We start from the raw sequence: 16,964 nt of genomic DNA, 5'->3' as shown, positions 1-16,964 counted from the left end.
CACTACCTCTTGCACGCTCAAATTAAGCGCCACTTCACAAGCCCTGAATACTGTCAGAACTCACAGGTCCCCCTACCGTTTGTCGGCCAGACCGGTCCCATCCCTGTAGTTGACGCTTGACCATTCACCCGAATCTGGTGTTTCCTGAAACCGGTTTCAAATCAACCATGACCCACCCCCAATAAGAAAGGCCCGCGACCGTGACCTCTTTTTCCGCCGCTCAACGCAGCCGCGTGACCATGCTCGACGTCGCCCTGCACGCAGGGGTCTCAAAGGCCAGCGTGTCACGCTTCATCGGCGACGACCGCGCCCTGCTCTCCGATGCCATTGCCCTGCGCATCGAGCACGCCATCAATGAACTCGGCTACCGCCCCAACCAGATGGCCCGTGGCTTGAAGCGCGGCCGCACGCGCCTGATCGGCATGCTGGTGGCCGATATCCGCAACCCCTATTCCATTGCCGTGATGCACGGCGTCGAGACCGCCTGCCGCCAGCACGGCTACAGCCTGGTGGTGTGCAATACCGACCGTGATGACGAGCAGGAGCGCCAGCACCTGGCGGCGCTGCGTTCGTACAACATCGAAGGGCTGATCGTGAACACCCTTGGCCATCACCTTGACCAACTGCTGGAACTGCAACGGGAAATGCCCCTGGTGCTGGTGGACCGCAAGGTCGAACCGCTGCACATCGACCTGGTGGGCCTGGACAACCCGGCGGCGGTACGCATGGCGGTGGAACACCTCGAGCAGCAGGGCTATCGCGATGTGTTGCTGGTGAGCGAAGCCACCGACGGCACCAGTTCGCGGTTGGAACGCCTGGAGAGTTTCAAGGCCGAGATTGCCCGGCGCCCGGCGTTGACCGGCGCGGTATTGGAGCTGGATGGCGCGCTGCAAAAGCACTTGCACACCTTTCTAGCCAAGGCCGGCCCCAAGGCGTTGTTCTGCGCCAACGGCATCGCCGCGCTCGCTTGCACCCAAGCGCTCAAGGCATTGGGTTGCCACCTGTTTGAAGACGTCGGCCTGATCGCTCTGGATGACCTGGACTGGTACCCACTGGTGGGCAATGGCATCACGGCCCTCGCCCAGCCGACCCAGGCGATTGGCGCCAGTGCGTTCGACTGCTTGCTCAAGCGCTTGCGCGGCGATACCGAGCCGACACGCACCCTGGACTTCCTGCCCCAACTGATTCTCCGAGGCTCCACAACCCCTTGTAGGAGCGAGCTTGCTCGCGAAAAACGCCAACGATAACGCAGCGATCCTGGTTTAACGCGGCGCGCTCAGGTTTTTCGCGAGCAAGTTCGCTCCGACAGGAAAGTGTTTTTTTCAGAAAAAATGAAACCGGTTTCAGAGGGACACAACAATGCATAAATACCCCGTTTCCATCAGCCTTTCCAGCTACGGCGCCGACCTCGTACGCCAGCAGGGCCAACTGAGTTTTGTCGAGCTGTTGGCGGCTGCCGGCGCCCAGCGTATCGAGTGGCGTGAGGAGCTGCTGACCCGCGAACAACCCGTCGAACTGGCCCGGGCCGCCGCCGAGCAGGGCCTCGAATCGGTGTTCTCATCGCCCCTTGAGCTGTGGGTCGCCGGCCGCGCCCAACCGAATGCCGAGCTGAGCGCCACCCTGGACCGTGCCCAGGCCTTTGGCGCGCGCTGGCTCAAAGTCTCCCTGGGTTATTTCACCGACACCAACGACCTGGAAAGCCTGCACGCCCTGCTCAACCGCCATCCGGTCCACCTGCTGGTGGAAAACGACCAGACCCTGCACGGCGGGCGCATCGAGCCGATGCAGCGCTTCTTCACTGAAGTGGAGCGCCTGGGCCTGCCGATCAAGATGACCTTCGATATCGGCAACTGGCACTGGCAGGACCAATCCGCCCTCACCGCCGCGCGCCTGCTGGGCCGGCATGTGGATTACCTGCACTGCAAGGCCGTGGCCCGTCGCCCGGACGGCAAGTTGGTCGCCCTGCCGCCCGGCGCCACCGACCTGCATCTGTGGGAACAACTGCTCAAGCATATGACTCAAGGTATTACCCGTGCCGTGGAATTCCCGCTGCAAGGCGAAGACCTGCTCGACGTCACCGCCCGGCAGGTCGCCACCCTCGCCCTGCTTGGCCAACCCCATGCGGAGAACGCCCATGTCTGAGATCGATATCCTGTCGTTTGGTGAAACCATGGCGATGTTTGTCGCCGAACAGACCGGCGAGCTGGCCCAGGTTGGCCACTTCCACAAACGCATCGCCGGGGCCGACAGCAATGTCGCCATCGGCCTGTCGCGCCTGGGGTTCAACGTTGCCTGGCTGAGCCGGGTGGGCAATGACTCCCTCGGGCGTTTTGTGGTCGACACGTTGAAACAGGAGGGGTTGGATTGCCGCCATGTGGCGGTCGACCCGCTGCACCCCACCGGTTTTCAACTCAAGTCCCGTGAAGAGGCTGGCGCCGACCCTCAAGTCGAATACTTCCGCAAGGGCTCGGCGGCCAGCCATTTGTCGATCGCCGCCATCAACCCCGTACTGCTGCAAGCACGGCACCTGCATGCCACCGGTATTCCGCCGGCCTTGTCCGACGCCACCCGCGAGCTGTCCTTTGAACTGATGACGCAGATGCGCACCGCCGGCCGCAGCGTGTCGTTCGACCCCAACCTGCGCCCCTCGCTGTGGGCCAGCCAGGCGCAGATGATCCGCGAAATCAACGCCCTCGCCGGGTTGGCGGACTGGGTCCTGCCGGGCTTGAGCGAAGGTCGCCTGCTCACCGGTTTCGAGGACCCGGCCGATATCGCCGCGTTCTACCTGGACCAGGGTGCCGAAGCCGTGGCCATCAAGCTCGGCCCGGACGGCGCCTACTACCGCACCCAGATGGACCAGGGTTTTGTCGCCGCCGTCAGCGTCGACAAGGTGGTCGACACCGTAGGGGCCGGTGATGGTTTTGCCGTCGGCATGATCAGTGCCCTGCTGGAAAACCTCAGCTTCCCCGAGGCCGTGCAGCGCGGCAATTGGATCGGCAGCCGCGCAGTACAAAGTCGCGGCGACATGGAAGGCCTGCCCAGGCGCGAAGCGTTACCCACCCGATCCGTCGCTTGACCGACTACCTGTTGCCACAACTACAACAAGCTCAGGAGCAACCCCATGGAAACCGTGAAACTCGCCACCCGCCGTTGGTGGTACATCATGCCCATCGTCTTTATCACCTATAGCCTGGCGTACCTGGACCGCGCCAACTACGGTTTCGCCGCCGCCTCCGGGATGGCCGAGGACCTGATGATCACCCCCGGCATGTCGTCGTTGCTGGGGGCACTGTTTTTCCTCGGTTACTTTTTCTTCCAGGTGCCGGGGGCGATCTATGCGCAGAAGCGCAGCGTCAAGAAACTGATCTTTGTCAGCCTGATCCTCTGGGGCGGCCTGGCCACCCTGACCGGCGTGGTGTCCAACGCCTATATGCTGATCGCGATCCGCTTCATGCTCGGCGTGGTCGAAGCGGCGGTGATGCCCGCCATGCTGGTGTACCTGTGCCACTGGTTCACCCGTGCCGAACGTTCGCGGGCCAACACCTTCCTGATCCTCGGCAACCCGGTGACCATGCTGTGGATGTCGGTGGTGTCGGGTTACCTGGTGCAGCATTTCAGCTGGCGCTGGATGTTCATCATCGAAGGCTTGCCGGCGGTGCTGTGGGCGTTTATCTGGTGGAAACTGGCGGATGAAAGGCCTGCAGACGCCCAGTGGCTGAGCGAACAGCATAAAAAAGACCTGGAAATTGCGTTGGCCGCCGAACAGGTGGGCATCAAGGCCGTGAAGAATTACGCCGAGGCGTTCCGCTCACCCAAGGTGATCATCCTCGCGCTGCAGTTCTTCTGCTGGAGCATCGGCGTGTATGGCTTTGTGCTGTGGCTGCCGTCGATCCTCAAGGCGGGTTTGAAAATGGACATGGTCGAGGCCGGCTGGCTGTCAGCCCTGCCTTACCTAGCGGCGGTGATCGGCATGCTGGCGGTGTCCTGGGGCTCGGACAAACTGCAAAAACGTAAACGCTTTGTGTGGCCACCGTTGCTGATCGCCTCGATCGCCTTCTACGCGTCCTACGTGCTGGGTGCCGAACACTTCTGGTGGTCCTACACCCTGCTGGTCATCGCCGGTGCGTGCATGTATGCGCCCTATGGCCCGTTCTTCGCCATCGTCCCGGAAATCCTGCCCGCCAACGTCGCCGGTGGCGCCATGGCCCTGATCAACAGCATGGGCGCGCTCGGTTCGTTCGGCGGTTCGTACCTGGTGGGTTACCTCAATAGCAGCACCGGCTCGCCCGGCGCGTCATACCTGCTGATGAGCGGCGCGTTGATGCTCTCGGTGGTGCTGACGATTTTCCTCAAGCCTGGCGCCAGCGACCGCGTGCGCGCGCCTTTGCATACCCTCGAATTGAAGGCCAAGACCTGATGAAAAAATCCATCGTGCTGTACAAGAAACTCTCTGCCCCGCTGATGGCCCGCCTGCATGAGCAGGCCGAGGTCACCTTGATCGAGGCGCTGGATGACAGCGGCCTGGCCAAACTGCGCGATGCCCTCCCCGGCGCCCACGGTTTGCTCGGTGCGAGCCTGCGCCTGGATGCCAAGCTGCTGGACCTGGCGCCCCACCTGGAGGCGGTGGCCAGTGTCTCAGTGGGGGTCGACAACTACGATATCGATTACCTGACCCAGCGCGGCGTCCTGCTCAGCAACACGCCCGACGTGCTCACCGAAACCACCGCCGACACTGGGTTCGCCCTGATCCTGGCGACCGCTCGGCGCGTGGTCGAGTTGGCCGACATGGTGCGTGCCGGCCAATGGAACAAAAACATCGGCCCGGCGCACTTCGGCAGCGATGTGCATGGCAAGACCCTGGGCATCATCGGTATGGGCCGCATTGGCGAAGCCCTGGCCCAGCGCGGGCATTTCGGCTTTGGCATGCCGGTGATCTACCACAGCCACTCGCCCAAGCCCTTGGTGGAAGAACGGTTCGGCGCGCAGTACCGCAGCCTGGACGACTTGCTGCGACAAGCGGACTTCGTCTGCCTGACACTGCCGCTCACCGCAGAAACGGAGCGGTTGATCGGCGCCCAGGAATTCGCACTGATGGGCCCGGAGACGATCTTTATCAATATCTCCCGCGGCAAGGTGGTGGATGAAGCCGCGCTGGTCGAGGCCTTGCAGCAGCGCACGATTCGCGCGGCGGGGCTGGATGTGTTCGAGCGCGAACCGCTGCCTCACGACTCGCCGTTGCTGCGCTTGAACAACGTAGTGGCAACGCCGCATATCGGCTCTGCGACCCATGAGACGCGCGAAGCGATGGCCCAGTGTGCGGTGGATAATCTGTTGGCGGCGCTGGCGGGCCAGAAGCCGAAAAACCTGGTGAACCCAGGGGCCTGGAAGCAATCGTAGGAGGCAGCGCCGCCCCTGTGGCGAGCGGGCTTGCCCCGCGTTGGGCTGCGAAGCAGCCCCAATAACAACGCTGCAGTGTGCCAGGCCGCTCCGGGGCTGTGTTTTGGGGCTGCTGCGCAGCCCAACGCGGGGCAAGCCCTAATGCCGTTCAGTTAAGCGTACATCGCCTTCTGTAGGAGCGAGGGGGACGCCTAGTTCTTGCTCGCGAAAAACGTCAACGATAACGCGTGTTTCCTGAGTGAACGCGGCGCCTGTGAGTTCTTCGCGAGCAAGCTCGCTCCTACAAAAAAGCCTTAACTGAACGGCATTAGGGCAAGCCCGCTCGCCACAGTTAAAGTGTTTCGCCTTAACTGACTGGCATGAAGGGTGGCGGATCAGTCAGTAGATGAGTTGACTGCCCCGCCGCCATCGGGAGCAGGCTCCCTCCCACATTTGGATGGCATTGCAAAGTGGGTCAGATAACGAACCTGGCGACCATCCCATTCAAATCCACCGCCAGGCGCGACAGCTCATGGCTGGCCGCGCTGGTCTGGTTGGCCCCCGCCGCCGACTGAGTCGCCAGGTCGCGGATGTTCACCAGGTTGCGGTCCACTTCGCGAGACACCTGGGCCTGTTCTTCCGAGGCGCTGGCGATCACCAGGTTGCGTTCGTTGATCAGGCTGAAGGATTGGGTGATCTGCTCCAGCGCCACACCGGCAGCCCGGGCCATTTCCAAGGTGTCCTGGGTGCGCTGGTTGCTTTGCTGCATGGATTGCACGGCTTCGCCGGTGCCGTTCTGGATGCCGGCGACCATTTTCTCGATCTCCTGGGTCGACTGCGCGGTGCGATGGGCCAGGGCCCGCACCTCGTCGGCCACCACCGCGAAACCACGCCCGGCTTCACCGGCACGGGCTGCCTCGATCGCCGCGTTGAGCGCCAGCAGGTTGGTCTGCTCGGCGATGGCGCGGATCACATCCAGTACCTTGCCGATGTCACGGCCCTGGGTCGCCAGGCCTTCGATCATCGCTGCGGTGTTTTGTACGTCCTGGGTCATGGTCTGGATCGCGCCGACGGTTTCCACCACCCGGTCGCGGCCTTCGCGTGCGGCCTGGTTGGACTGGTTGGAAGCCTCGGAGGTGGACACCGCATTGCGCGCCACTTCCTCGACCGCAGCGGTCATTTCGTTGACGGCGGTGGCCGCCTGGTCGATTTCGTTGTTCTGTTGTTGCAAGCCTTTGGAGGCTTCCTCGGTCACGGCGCTCAGTTCTTCGGCGGCGGACGCCAACTGCGTGGCCGAGCCGGCAATATGCTGGATGGTCTGGCGCAGGTTGGCTTGCATGCGCGACAGGGCACTGATCAGGCGTGCCGGCTCGTCCTTGCCAGCGTCTTCAATGACTTTGGTCAGGTTGCCGCCGGCGATGGTCTCAGCCACTTCCACGGCCTTGCGCAGCGGCGTAACAATGCTGCGAGTCAGCAACCAGGCCAGCAGCACCGTCATCAACGCAGCCACCACCGACACGATCACGATCCCGCTGACGGCTTGCTGATAGCTACCTTCGGCGTTACGGGCGGCCTGGTCGGCGCCGGCGCTATTGATTGCGATCAGCTTGTTCAACTGCTCACCCATCTGGTCCGTGCCGTCCTTGATGCGGGTGTTGATGAGCGTGCGCATTTCCTCGACTTTGTTCTGCTGGGACAACGACAACATCTCGGCCTGGGCAGTAAGGTAGTTGTCGAGGGTCGTGGCGAAGGTTTTATACAGGGCCGCCTCCTCCGGACCGGCGGGCGTTAACGCGTAAGCCTTCTGAGCCACCTTGACCTTGTCCACCAGCACGCCCACACGTGTCTTGGCCTCTTCCAGGGCGGCGGGTTCGCGGTTGATCAGAATCCGGAAGGACAAGATGCGCAGGCGCAACACGTTCTCGGTCAGATTGCCAAGGTACTTCACACTGGGCAGTTGGTTGGCCGACATGTCCAACGATGCCTGGCGGATGGTCGTCATGCGGTTGACCGCGAACACCCCGAGAATAATGACAAGTAGCGCAATGAACGCAAAACCGAGAAAAGCACGGGGGGCAATGTTCAAATTACGAAGGGACATAGGGGTACTCTCGAGAAGTAGTGTGGGCGAGCATCCTTGCCGCGACACGATCCGTGGGCGTCAACGCGCAGCCTGGACCTTTGGCGCCACCGTTCTAATTGGAGTGTGGGCCTATCCAGGCTATCGGCAGGGTTGAGAAATTAATTGAAAAAATCCGAAATATTTTTTCACACTTCTGACAACCGGCTGTTTCTGGCATCCTGCGCCTCCCTTTTCGACCCGAGCCTGTATTTTGTCTGACGCTCAAGCCCCCCGCCCGCGCTATAAATCCGACCTGATCTACGGCCTGGAAGACCGCCCGCACTTCACCGCCGCGATCTTTGCCGCGTTGCAGCATGTACTGGCCAGTTTTGTCGGCATCATCACCCCCACCCTGATCGTCGGCGGTGTGCTGGGCCTGGAAAGCGAAGTGCCGTACCTGGTCAGCATGGCGTTGTTCGTCTCGGGCCTGGGCACCTTTGTGCAGGCGCGCAAGTTTGGCCCGATCGGTTCAGGGCTGCTGTGCCTGCAGGGCACCAGCTTTTCCTTTATCAGCGTGATCCTCAGTGCAGGGTTCATGGTCAAGGCGCGGGGCGGCGGCACCGATGAGATCCTCTCGACGATCTTTGGCATCTGTTTTTTCGCAGCATTTATTGAAGTGGTGCTCAGCCAGTTCATCGGCAAGCTGCGCAAGCTGATCACCCCGGTGGTGACCGGCACCATCATTACCTTGATGGGCCTGTCACTGATCAAGGTGGCAGTCACCGACATGGCGGGTGGTTTTGGCGCCAGCGACCTGGGCGCGGCAAGCAACATGGGCTTGGCGGCGCTGGTGCTGCTGACCATCGTGGTACTCAACCGCTTCAATAATCCGTTCCTGCGCCTGGGCTCGATCGTGATCGGCCTGACCCTGGGCTTCGTGGTGGCCTGGTGGCTGGGCCGCGTCGACTTGGCAGCCCTGCCCCAGGTGCCGCTGATCAGCGTGCCGGTGCCGTTCAAGTACGGTTTCTCATTCGACTGGGTGGCGTTTATCCCGGTGGCGGTGATCTTCCTGATTTCGCCCCTGGAAGCCGCTGGCGACCTGACAGCCAACTCGATGATCTCCCAGCAGCCGGTCAAGGGCCCGCTGTATATCAAGCGTATCAAGTCCGGTCTGTTGGCCGACGGCCTCAACTCGGCGATGGCGGCCACTTTCAACAGCCTGCCGATGGTGACCTTCGCCCAGAACAACGGCGTGATCCAGCTCACCGGCGTGGCCAGCCGTTATGTGGCGTATTTCATCGCCGGCCTGCTGGTGCTGCTGGGGCTGTTCCCGATGATCGGCGCGGTGCTGCAACTGATGCCTAAACCCGTTCTCGGTGGCGCGACGCTGATCATGTTCGGCACCGTCGCGGTGGCCGGCATCAAGATCCTCGCCGAAGCCGGGCTGCACCGGCGCAATGTGTTGATCGTGGCGATCTCGCTGGGCATGGGCCTGGGCGTCGCGGCGGTCCCGGAAGTGTTGCGTGACCTGCCCAAGGCACTGCACAACATCTTTGAATCGCCGATCACCGTGGGCGCGTTCTGTGCAATCCTGCTGAACATTTTCCTGCCCGAAGCGTTCATAGAGCTGGAAGAAGATGAATTTGATCCGGAGTCCTCAACCCTCAAAGTAATGCAGGACCCGGACGTCACGCACTAGGAGCACCTTTGTATGCGCAAGCTCATGGTTCTATCGCTACTGCTGCTCACCCTGAGCGCCTGCGCCCTGTTCCCCAACCGCGACCCGGTGACGATCAATGTGGTGGGCATCGAACCCCTGCAAAGCCAGGACCTGGAAGTACGCTTCGCCGTGAAACTGCGGGTACAGAACCCCAATGAAACTCCGATCGACTACAACGGCGTGGCCTTGGACCTGGAGGTCAATGGCCGGCCGCTGGCGTCGGGGGTGAGTGATCAACGCGGATCCATCCCACGTTTTTCCGAGACGGTGCTGATGGTGCCGGTCAGCGTTTCAGCGTTTTCCGTATTGCGCCAGACCCTGGGCCTGAGCCAGACCCAGAGCTTGAACAACCTGCCCTATGTACTGCGCGGCAAGTTAGCGGGCGGGCTGTTCGGCACCATGCGTTTTGTGGACCGTGGCACCCTGGACCTGCCGAATACCGCGACCTGGTAATGACACCATGCAACCGACACTCTTCACCGAACGCCTGATCCTGTGCCCACTGACCCTGGACGATGCCGAAGGGATCCAGCAGCAATTCCCGCATTGGGAGGTCGTGCGTTACCTCAACGCCCTGGTGCCCTGGCCCTACCCGGCCGACGGCGCGCGCACCTATCTGGAACAGAACGCCCTCCCCGCCATGGCCCGTGGCGAGGAATGGCACTGGTCGCTACGCCTGAAAAGCGCGCCTGAACAATTGATCGGCAACATCAGCTTGATGGACGAGCAGGATAACAACCGGGGGTTCTGGCTAGGGCCGCAATGGCAAGGGCAAGGACTGATGTCCGAGGCCAGCGCGGCGGTGACCGACTATTGGTTCGGCGTGCTCAAGCGCCCGCTGCTGCGGGTGCCCAAGGCGGCACCCAACCTGGGCTCGCGGCGTATTTCCGAGCGTACGGGCATGCGTTTGATCCGTACGGATGAAGCTGAGTTTGTGGAAGGTACTTTCCCACGGCATATCTGGGAAATGACCCGCGAGGAATGGCTGAAAACCCAATCGCCCAAACGCTGAGGGCCAAAGGTGGGACGGGGCTCGCCCTTCTGTAGGAGCGAGGGGGACGCCTGGTTCTTGCTCGCGAAAAACGTCAACGATAACGCGTGCTTCCTGAATGAACGCGGCGCCTGTGAGTTTTTCGCGAGCAAGAACCAGGCGTCCCCCTCGCTCCTACAAAAAAGCCTTAGCTGACGGGCATCAGGCTTCAGTCGGTGATAAAGCGCACGCCTGGCTTGGCGCGCTCATCCACCACCAGCTCGAAAACATCCGGCCGGGCGTAATGCCCTACCACGTCGTAGTCATACCGCGCGCGCACCAAATCGTCAGTGTCGATCTGCGCGGTCAGCAGCCCCGCCTCCCCCAGCAACGGCCCAGCCAGGATGTCGCCCATGGGGCCGATAATCACGCTGCCACCTGCGATCAACGGGCGCTCTGAAGGCCAGTTGGCAACCTCGATGCCCAGCGCCTGAGGCGAAGCCTGCACCTGGCACGCACTGACCACAAAGCAACGCCCTTCGTGCGCCACATGACGCATGCTCACCTGCCACATCTCACGCTCGTCCACCGTCGGCGCGCACCACACTTGCACGCCCTTGGCGTACATCGCCGTACGCAGCAGCGGCATCATGTTTTCCCAGCACACCGCGCCGCCGACCCGCCCTACCGCCGTGTCGATCACCGGCAAGGTGGAGCCATCGCCCTTGCCCCAGATCAATCGTTCGGTACCAGTGGGCATCAGCTTGCGGTGCTTGGCCACCAGACCGCCAGACGGTTCGAAATACAGCACGGTGCAATACAGGGTGCTGCCACTGCGCTCGATCACACCCAGGACCAGGCTCGCGCCGGTACGGGCCGACAACCCCGCCAGCGCCTCGGTCTCGGTGCCCGGCACATCGATGGCATTGGCGAAATAACGCGCAAAGGCTTCGCGCCCCTCGGGCAGGCGATAACCCAGTTGCGTGCCAAAACCTTCACCTTTGGGGTAACCGCCCAGGAGCGCCTCCGGCATCACCACCAGTTGCGCGCCGCTGCGCAGGATTTCGTCTTCATAAGCCAGGATTTGCGCGAGGGTCTCGGCCTTGCCGCCCGGCAAGGCACCGATTTGCAATGCAGCCACAATAGAAACAGGCATCACGATCATTCCAAGTAGTGGGGGGTTGCCCATTCTCGGGCCAGGCTCGATCATGAATAAAGCCCACTTCAGTGCTAAATGATATGAGCCAAATGAATATCGCCCAGGTCGACCTGAACCTGCTGAAAACCTTCGAAGCCCTGCACGATGAGTCCAGCGCCAGCCGCGCGGCGTTGCGCCTGGGTGTGACGCAATCGGCCATCAGCGCGGGGTTGCGCCGCTTGCGCGAACTGTATGGTGATCAGTTGTTCGTGCGTACCGGCCGGGGCCTGGCGCCGACCTTGCGCGCCAATCAACTCAAGCCGGTGATCAGTGAGGCACTGGACCGTTGCCGACAAAGCCTGGCGATGACCCATCCGGATAACCCGAACTATCAAGGGCGATCGATCGTGGTGGGACTGTCCGACGACTTCGAGATCGCCTATGGCCGTCGGCTGATGGACGTCATCGCACAGCGTCTGCCGAAACTCAGGGTGATCTTCCGTCAGACCCACAGCCAGATCGTCGCCGGCGCCCTGCTCGATCGCACCCTGGACCTGGCGATCACCGCCGGCGGGTTTGCCGAACGCAGGCTGAGCCGGCTAGTACTGGGGGAAGGTGATTATCGCTGCCTGGTGGACGCCCACAGCCTGGCGCCGGGCCAGCACGGCATCAGCCTGGCGGAGTTCGTGGCGCGTGAGCACATCCTGGTGTCGTCGGGCGGGTTTATCGGGATCACCGATGAGGGGCTGGCGGCACAGGGGTTGAGCCGCCAGGTGTGCGCCTCGACCAGCCATTTTGCCGCACTGCCATTCCTGCTCAAGGGCAGCCAGGCAGTGGCAACCATTCCCGGGCATGCGGCCGAGGCCATCGCCGGCCTCACCGGGCTTTGCGTACTGCCCTGCCCGCTGGCGCTGCCCCGCTACCCGGTGGAACTGGGCTGGCGTACACAGGCCCAGTTAGACCCGCTGCTGCTCAAGGTGCGCGAAGCGATCAGCGCCAGTTTTACTTGGCCGCCATCAGCTTGTTGACTTCACTGCGCACCATGTTCGAGAACTCCGGCGGCGACATGCCGTCAAGTTCCGCGCGTACCCATTCAGCCCACTTGCCCTTGCGCTTGGCACGTTCGCCGAACAACCGGGCGGCTTCGCCCTTGGCCTTGCCCAGGTTACTTTGCCACAGGTCGTAGAGACGGGACTTTTCATCTTCCAGCTCGGCGCGTTCGGCGAGGGTCTTGTTGGCGAGATTGAAGCTCATGTTGAATTACCTGCTGCACAAATAGGTGACATCTTACACTGTAGGTGGAAATTTCCTGATTCAGATTTTGCCCAGAACCCGTGCCTGGCAAAAAAACTGCAACTTTTGCCATCGCCCGGCACTCCATTGTTCACTGTCACATTTACCTGCAAGGAGTCACACAATGGCCCGCAAAACCGCTGCCCAAGCTGTTGAAGATCAAATCAAGGATCAAGCCTTCAGCGAACTCACGGCGCTGATCGAAGAATCGGACAAACTGCTCAAGAGCAGCGCCTCGCTGGTGGGCGAAGAAGGTGAAACCCTGCGCGAGCAGGTCGCCATCAAACTCAAGCAAGCGCTGGACTCGGTGTCCAACGTGCGCGAGCGCAGTAAGCCGGTGGTCGATGCCACCGAGACCTACATCGGTGGCCACCCATGGCAGACCGTGGCTATCTCGGCGGGCTTCGGCCTGGTCGTCGGCCTGTTGCTCGGCCGCCGTAACTGATGCGCCAGGGGCTGCGCCCATGGCGCCGCCCCTTTCAGTCTTCGAGCAGCGCCTGCAACTGCGCCAGGTCCTGCGCTTGCAGTTCAATCCCCTGCTGTTGCGACTTCGCCCGCGTGCGATGACGTCGATCCCCCGGTAAACGACGCAACCCCACCGCATGCATCTGCCGCACCAGTTCCTGGCTGCGCTCGGCAAAGCTTTGCCCAGCTGTTTTGCTCGGGTCGATGACAATCAGCAATTGCCCGGTCCAGGGGGTACGCGCGCCTGGGTGATCGGCCCAGTTGAACTCGAAGGAGAAGTTGCCCCCGGTCAGGGCGGCGGCCAGCAATTCGACCATCATCGACAACGCCGAGCCCTTGTGCCCGCCGAAGGGCAACAGCGCGCCGCCTTCCAATATGGCCTTGGGGTCCTGGGTCGGCTGACCGAGGCTATCGACGCCCATGCCCGGCGGCAATCGCTCGCCCTTGCGCGCGGCAATCTGTACGTCGCCATGGGCGATAGCACTGGTGGCCAGGTCGAACACGATGGGCAAGCCATCGGCACGGGGGGCGGCAAAGGCGATGGGATTGGTGCCGAACAGTGGCCGATCGGCGCCATGGGGCACCACGCAGGTCATGCTGTTGACCACGCTCAACGCCACCAACCCTTCCTCGGCAAAGGGCTCGACGTCCGGCCACAGTGCCGCGAAGTGATGGGAGTTATGGATGGCCAGCAGCGCAATGCCGGCGCTGCGGGCCTTGTCCACCAGCAGTGCACGGGCCGCTTCAAGGGCCGGCTGGGCGAAGCCGTTGCAGGCGTCCACCCGCACGAAGCCGGAGGCGACATCCGTGACCACGGGCGTGGCTTTGCCATCGACCCAACCGCTGGCCAGCGTGCTCAGGTAGCCGGGAATGCGGAAGATTCCGTGACTGTGCGCGCCGTCGCGCTCGGCGCTGGCGCAATTGCGCGCCAGGATCGAGGCAACCTCAGGCGAGGTGCCGTGCTTCACGAAGATGGCATGCAGCAACCCCACCAGGTCATTGAAACCAATGAACACTGAAGGACTGTCAACTATCGGGGACTGGGCAGACATCTGTAGCTCCGATTTTGTAATTGGAAGAGACAACAAGAATCCAGACCGTTGATTAAACAACGCCCCCTGTGGCTGCTGTCAACGGGCGCTTCAGTTATCTATCGCCATATGCCCTGTGGCGAGCGAGCTTGTTGTGGCGAGCGGGCTTGCCCCGCGTTGGGGCGCGAAGCGGCCCCATTACAGGCGATGTGTTTTTAACTGACACACCGCGGTGCCTGGTGTTGGGGCTGCTGCGCAGCCCAACGCGGGGCAAGCCCGCTCGCCACAACAAGCTCGCTCACCACAACAAGCCTGCTCGCCACAACAGCCCCATCTGCCGGGCGTTAAGGTTGATCAGCCATGGCCGTTCCGGTGCCTCGCAACACAGGGATGGTAGGAGTGACGGACTCATACCCCCAGTTTTCTCGGCTTTCAAACGAGAATAAATTCCAATTGAAGTGCAATTGCCATCATGGCTGTTCTCGCTATCCGGCTGTGGAGGTTAGAATGCGGGAAATCAGGATGAGTTAATGAGCGAAAAGTCCCTTTCAGAAGCCGAATATGACGCCATCACCGACGCTGCCGCGCATTGGTGCATGCGTATGCATGCGAGTGATTGCACGTCGGGCGAACGGCAGGCCTTTCAGCAGTGGCACGACGCTCATCCGCTGCATGCGTTCGAATACGCAGCGATGCTGGAAATCTGGGACGTGGCCGATCATTTGCCACGCAATGAGGCGGCCTCGGCGGGGATGCCGCTCAAACCACGCAGCCGGCTGCGCACCTATGCCGTTGCCGCAGCGATCAGCCTCGCGGCCCTGCCCCTGGTAGCCTTTACCGGCTGGGAAGCGGGTTGGCTGCCCAGCTCCTATGAGCGCTTCGAGGCCACCAACGGCTTACGCCAGGTCACATTGGGCGATGGCAGCCAGGTGGAACTCAACCTCGGCACCGAACTGGTCTACAGCCACTACAAGGACCAGCGCCAGGTCACGCTGAAAAAAGGCGAGGCGTTTTTCAAGGTCAGCCATGACCGCGCCCATCCTTTTATCGTGCGGGCCGGCGAGGGCCAGGTGCGAGTCACCGGCACGCAATTCAATGTCTGGAAATATGACGACCAGGTACGGGTGATGCTGCTCGAAGGCTCGGTGCAGATTTCCAGCGACAAGGCGCATGGCAGCGTGCCACTGACGCCAGGCATGCAGGCCAGCTACCAGCAGGGCGATGCCACCCCTCGAATCAGTTCGATGAACCCCAACGACTCCGCCCTGGCCTGGCGCCAGGGCAAGCTGGTGCTCGACAACCTGGCCCTGGCCGATGCCCTGCCCCTGATCAATCGCTACCTCAACAAGCCGGTCATGCTGGCGGATGCCAACACCGGGGCAATCCGCATCGGTGGCATCTACAACACCAGTGAAGTCAATAGCCTCATCCCTTCCCTGCCCAAGGTACTGCCGGTCTACCTGACCCAGAACCAGGACGGCAATCCCGTCCTCAACGCCATCCCGCGTAAAGCCCCCAAAGGCTGAACCCTGCGTTTGCACAGGCAGGCTCGCTTGGGCCTGCGGTGTCCATTTTTGAAACACCTCCCGTCCCTGGACTGCCCATGCTGAGCGACTTCATCGTTTTGTCATGTTCGGTGTTACAGCACTGATACAACCAGGTGAAGCGTTTTTGCTGGGTTCGGGTCAGTGCGCACCTGGGCAATGGTGTTTCAACCATGAAACAACGCAGCCACTACTTTGCCCGCCAATATTCATAACCCATTGAATAATAAACAATATTAAAAATCGGCACGCGTTCTGCTCTATTCCTCACAGCGCTGTTTAGGGTCAGCGCGCAGAAAAAAGGAATGCTGCCGTGGTCACTCACACTTCGGGCTTATTGAGCCTTCTGCTGATCAGCTGCGTACTCGGTGCCAGCGTGAGCGCTCCAGTGCTCGCTGCAGGTGACGGTGTGATCGTGATTGAACGCCAGGTGCAACCTTACGCCATCGGCCGTTCTCGCGGTGTCGACCCCTACCCCACTACCGCCAATACCAATCCATCGGCACAGGTCTATCGCGCCACCAACAGCGAGCTCAGCGACAACGACTTCGCGGGCATCAGCAGTGGCGCCAGGCTCACGCGCAGCATCATGCCGACCGGCGACATCGCCGGCCTGAACAACAACGGCGGCGGTATCGGCCTGGGTGCCGGCGCAGCGCCTGGTCACAGTGGCGGCGGTATCGCCGGTACGGTCAACAGCGCGGTGTCCAGCGGCCTGCAACCACTGAACAACATCAGCGGCATGGTCGGGGGGGCAATGAAATGAATCGTTCCTGGATGCTTGTGCTCGTACTGGGATGCTCCACGGCAATGGCCGACAACACCGCAACCATTGATAACTCGGGCAGCCAGGGCAATGGGATCGTACTGCTCAACCAGGCGGCCGGCGACCAGCAGCAACTGAGCAATAACGTCGCCATCACAGTGGGCCACAACGCCCAGGCGAATCTCTCGGTCACGCAAAAAATCAACGGTGTGGCCGTCGACCGCTCCCTGAATGCCAAAGCGGCGATTCAGGGCAGCTCTTTCAGCCAAGGCAACGGTGTACTGAGCGTCAATCAGTCGGCCGGAGCCCAGAACCAGATGATCAATGCCGTGCAAATCAGCGTCAGCGCTGGTCCGCAAAGCATCGACGACAGTGTCATGTCGCAACAGACCGTTGCGCTTGCAACCGACTCAGGGGCGACCCCTATCACTGGCAGCCGCCAGGTCGTTACCAGCGACCAGGCCTTCACCGGCAGCCGTGGAGTGGTACAGGTCAACCAGAGCGCCGGGGTGGGGAACCGAGTGGCTAACACCCTGAATGTACGACTCAACTGATGAAGCTGAGTCGCTAGTTAGAAAGGCACCAACACTTAACCAACC

At 61.8% G+C, this 16,964-nt stretch carries 17 protein-coding genes; 13 read left to right on the top strand and 4 right to left on the bottom strand.

Translation table 11 applies throughout. The features are described from left to right. The first annotated feature begins 200 nt into the window (after positions 1 to 200). The 5 genes from P2T68_RS16325 (at position 201) to P2T68_RS16305 (ending at position 5,397) form a co-directional block, all read left to right on the top strand. A complete protein-coding gene (locus tag P2T68_RS16325) occupies positions 201 to 1,247 on the top strand; it encodes a LacI family DNA-binding transcriptional regulator (protein ID WP_277379594.1) in 1,047 nt (348 codons plus the stop codon). Positions 1,248 to 1,359: 112 nt separating this feature from the next. Next, positions 1,360 to 2,142 (top strand): TIM barrel protein, encoded by a 783-nt coding sequence (locus tag P2T68_RS16320; protein WP_069075848.1) that lies wholly within the window; start codon positions 1,360 to 1,362, stop codon positions 2,140 to 2,142. Further along, positions 2,135 to 3,076: a sugar kinase gene (locus P2T68_RS16315; RefSeq protein ID WP_277379593.1), complete on the top strand. Its 942-nt coding sequence runs from the start codon at positions 2,135 to 2,137 to the stop codon at positions 3,074 to 3,076. The genes P2T68_RS16320 and P2T68_RS16315 overlap by 8 nt, the downstream gene beginning before the upstream one ends. 45 nt (positions 3,077 to 3,121) lie before the next feature. After that, positions 3,122 to 4,417: an MFS transporter gene (locus tag P2T68_RS16310; RefSeq protein ID WP_069075849.1), complete on the top strand. Its 1,296-nt coding sequence runs from the start codon at positions 3,122 to 3,124 to the stop codon at positions 4,415 to 4,417. Beyond that, entirely contained in the window at positions 4,417 to 5,397 is a 981-nt protein-coding gene (locus P2T68_RS16305; protein ID WP_277379592.1) for a D-glycerate dehydrogenase, read from the top strand. The genes P2T68_RS16310 and P2T68_RS16305 overlap by 1 nt, the downstream gene beginning before the upstream one ends. Before the next feature lie 454 nt (positions 5,398 to 5,851). Here the strand turns inward: P2T68_RS16305 and P2T68_RS16300 are convergent, their stop codons facing one another. Then, the gene (locus P2T68_RS16300; protein ID WP_277379591.1) at positions 5,852 to 7,477 is read right to left on the bottom strand and encodes a methyl-accepting chemotaxis protein; all 1,626 of its coding nucleotides are present in this window, start codon (positions 7,475 to 7,477) and stop codon (positions 5,852 to 5,854) included. 232 nt (positions 7,478 to 7,709) lie between these two features. Here P2T68_RS16300 and P2T68_RS16295 point away from each other — a divergent pair, with 232 nt between their 5' ends. Genes P2T68_RS16295 through P2T68_RS16285 form a run of 3 tightly spaced genes read left to right on the top strand, consistent with a single transcriptional unit; the run spans position 7,710 to position 10,170 of the window. Beyond that, positions 7,710 to 9,137, top strand: a complete 1,428-nt coding sequence (locus P2T68_RS16295) for a nucleobase:cation symporter-2 family protein (protein ID WP_102624562.1) — start codon at positions 7,710 to 7,712, stop codon at positions 9,135 to 9,137. 12 nt (positions 9,138 to 9,149) lie between these two features. After that, positions 9,150 to 9,611 carry an LEA type 2 family protein gene (locus P2T68_RS16290; RefSeq protein WP_024075819.1) on the top strand — a complete coding sequence of 154 codons (462 nt, stop codon included), beginning with the start codon at positions 9,150 to 9,152 and terminating at the stop codon, positions 9,609 to 9,611. 7 nt (positions 9,612 to 9,618) lie between these two features. Beyond that, positions 9,619 to 10,170, top strand: a complete 552-nt coding sequence (locus P2T68_RS16285; protein WP_193689417.1) for a GNAT family N-acetyltransferase — start codon at positions 9,619 to 9,621, stop codon at positions 10,168 to 10,170. 187 nt (positions 10,171 to 10,357) lie between these two features. Here the strand turns inward: P2T68_RS16285 and P2T68_RS16280 are convergent, their stop codons facing one another. Further along, the gene (locus P2T68_RS16280; RefSeq protein ID WP_024075821.1) at positions 10,358 to 11,284 is read right to left on the bottom strand and encodes a carbon-nitrogen hydrolase family protein; all 927 of its coding nucleotides are present in this window, start codon (positions 11,282 to 11,284) and stop codon (positions 10,358 to 10,360) included. 92 nt (positions 11,285 to 11,376) lie between these two features. Here P2T68_RS16280 and P2T68_RS16275 point away from each other — a divergent pair, with 92 nt between their 5' ends. After that, positions 11,377 to 12,294 (top strand): LysR substrate-binding domain-containing protein, encoded by a 918-nt coding sequence (locus tag P2T68_RS16275; RefSeq protein WP_102624564.1) that lies wholly within the window; start codon positions 11,377 to 11,379, stop codon positions 12,292 to 12,294. On the opposite strand, the gene P2T68_RS16270 is transcribed toward P2T68_RS16275, so the two are convergent. Then, positions 12,269 to 12,520 (bottom strand): hypothetical protein, encoded by a 252-nt coding sequence (locus tag P2T68_RS16270; protein WP_024075823.1) that lies wholly within the window; start codon positions 12,518 to 12,520, stop codon positions 12,269 to 12,271. The genes P2T68_RS16275 and P2T68_RS16270 overlap by 26 nt on opposite strands. 163 nt (positions 12,521 to 12,683) lie before the next feature. On the opposite strand from P2T68_RS16270, the gene P2T68_RS16265 reads away from it, so the two are divergent. Next, positions 12,684 to 13,004: a DUF883 family protein gene (locus tag P2T68_RS16265; RefSeq protein ID WP_016979401.1), complete on the top strand. Its 321-nt coding sequence runs from the start codon at positions 12,684 to 12,686 to the stop codon at positions 13,002 to 13,004. A 34-nt stretch (positions 13,005 to 13,038) separates the two neighbouring features. Here the strand turns inward: P2T68_RS16265 and P2T68_RS16260 are convergent, their stop codons facing one another. Then, positions 13,039 to 14,076 (bottom strand): Ldh family oxidoreductase, encoded by a 1,038-nt coding sequence (locus tag P2T68_RS16260; protein WP_024075824.1) that lies wholly within the window; start codon positions 14,074 to 14,076, stop codon positions 13,039 to 13,041. A gap of 509 nt (positions 14,077 to 14,585) precedes the next feature. On the opposite strand from P2T68_RS16260, the gene P2T68_RS16255 reads away from it, so the two are divergent. The 3 genes from P2T68_RS16255 to P2T68_RS16245 all read left to right on the top strand — a co-directional run bounded on the left by P2T68_RS16255 (position 14,586) and on the right by P2T68_RS16245 (position 16,919). Next, positions 14,586 to 15,581, top strand: a complete 996-nt coding sequence (locus P2T68_RS16255; protein WP_102625361.1) for a FecR family protein — start codon at positions 14,586 to 14,588, stop codon at positions 15,579 to 15,581. 331 nt (positions 15,582 to 15,912) lie between these two features. Next, a complete protein-coding gene (locus tag P2T68_RS16250) occupies positions 15,913 to 16,365 on the top strand; it encodes a hypothetical protein (protein WP_024075826.1) in 453 nt (150 codons plus the stop codon). After that, positions 16,362 to 16,919, top strand: a complete 558-nt coding sequence (locus tag P2T68_RS16245; RefSeq protein WP_024075827.1) for a hypothetical protein — start codon at positions 16,362 to 16,364, stop codon at positions 16,917 to 16,919. Before P2T68_RS16250 ends, P2T68_RS16245 begins: the two co-directional genes overlap by 4 nt. Positions 16,920 to 16,964: the final 45 nt, after the last annotated feature.

The organism is Pseudomonas sp. G11 (assembly GCF_029457515.1).
In the GTDB taxonomy this organism is placed as follows: Bacteria; Pseudomonadota; Gammaproteobacteria; order Pseudomonadales; family Pseudomonadaceae; genus Aquipseudomonas; species Aquipseudomonas gorinensis.
The sequence above is the reverse complement of the archived record's forward strand: the minus strand, read 5'-3'. Positions and strand labels throughout refer to the sequence as shown.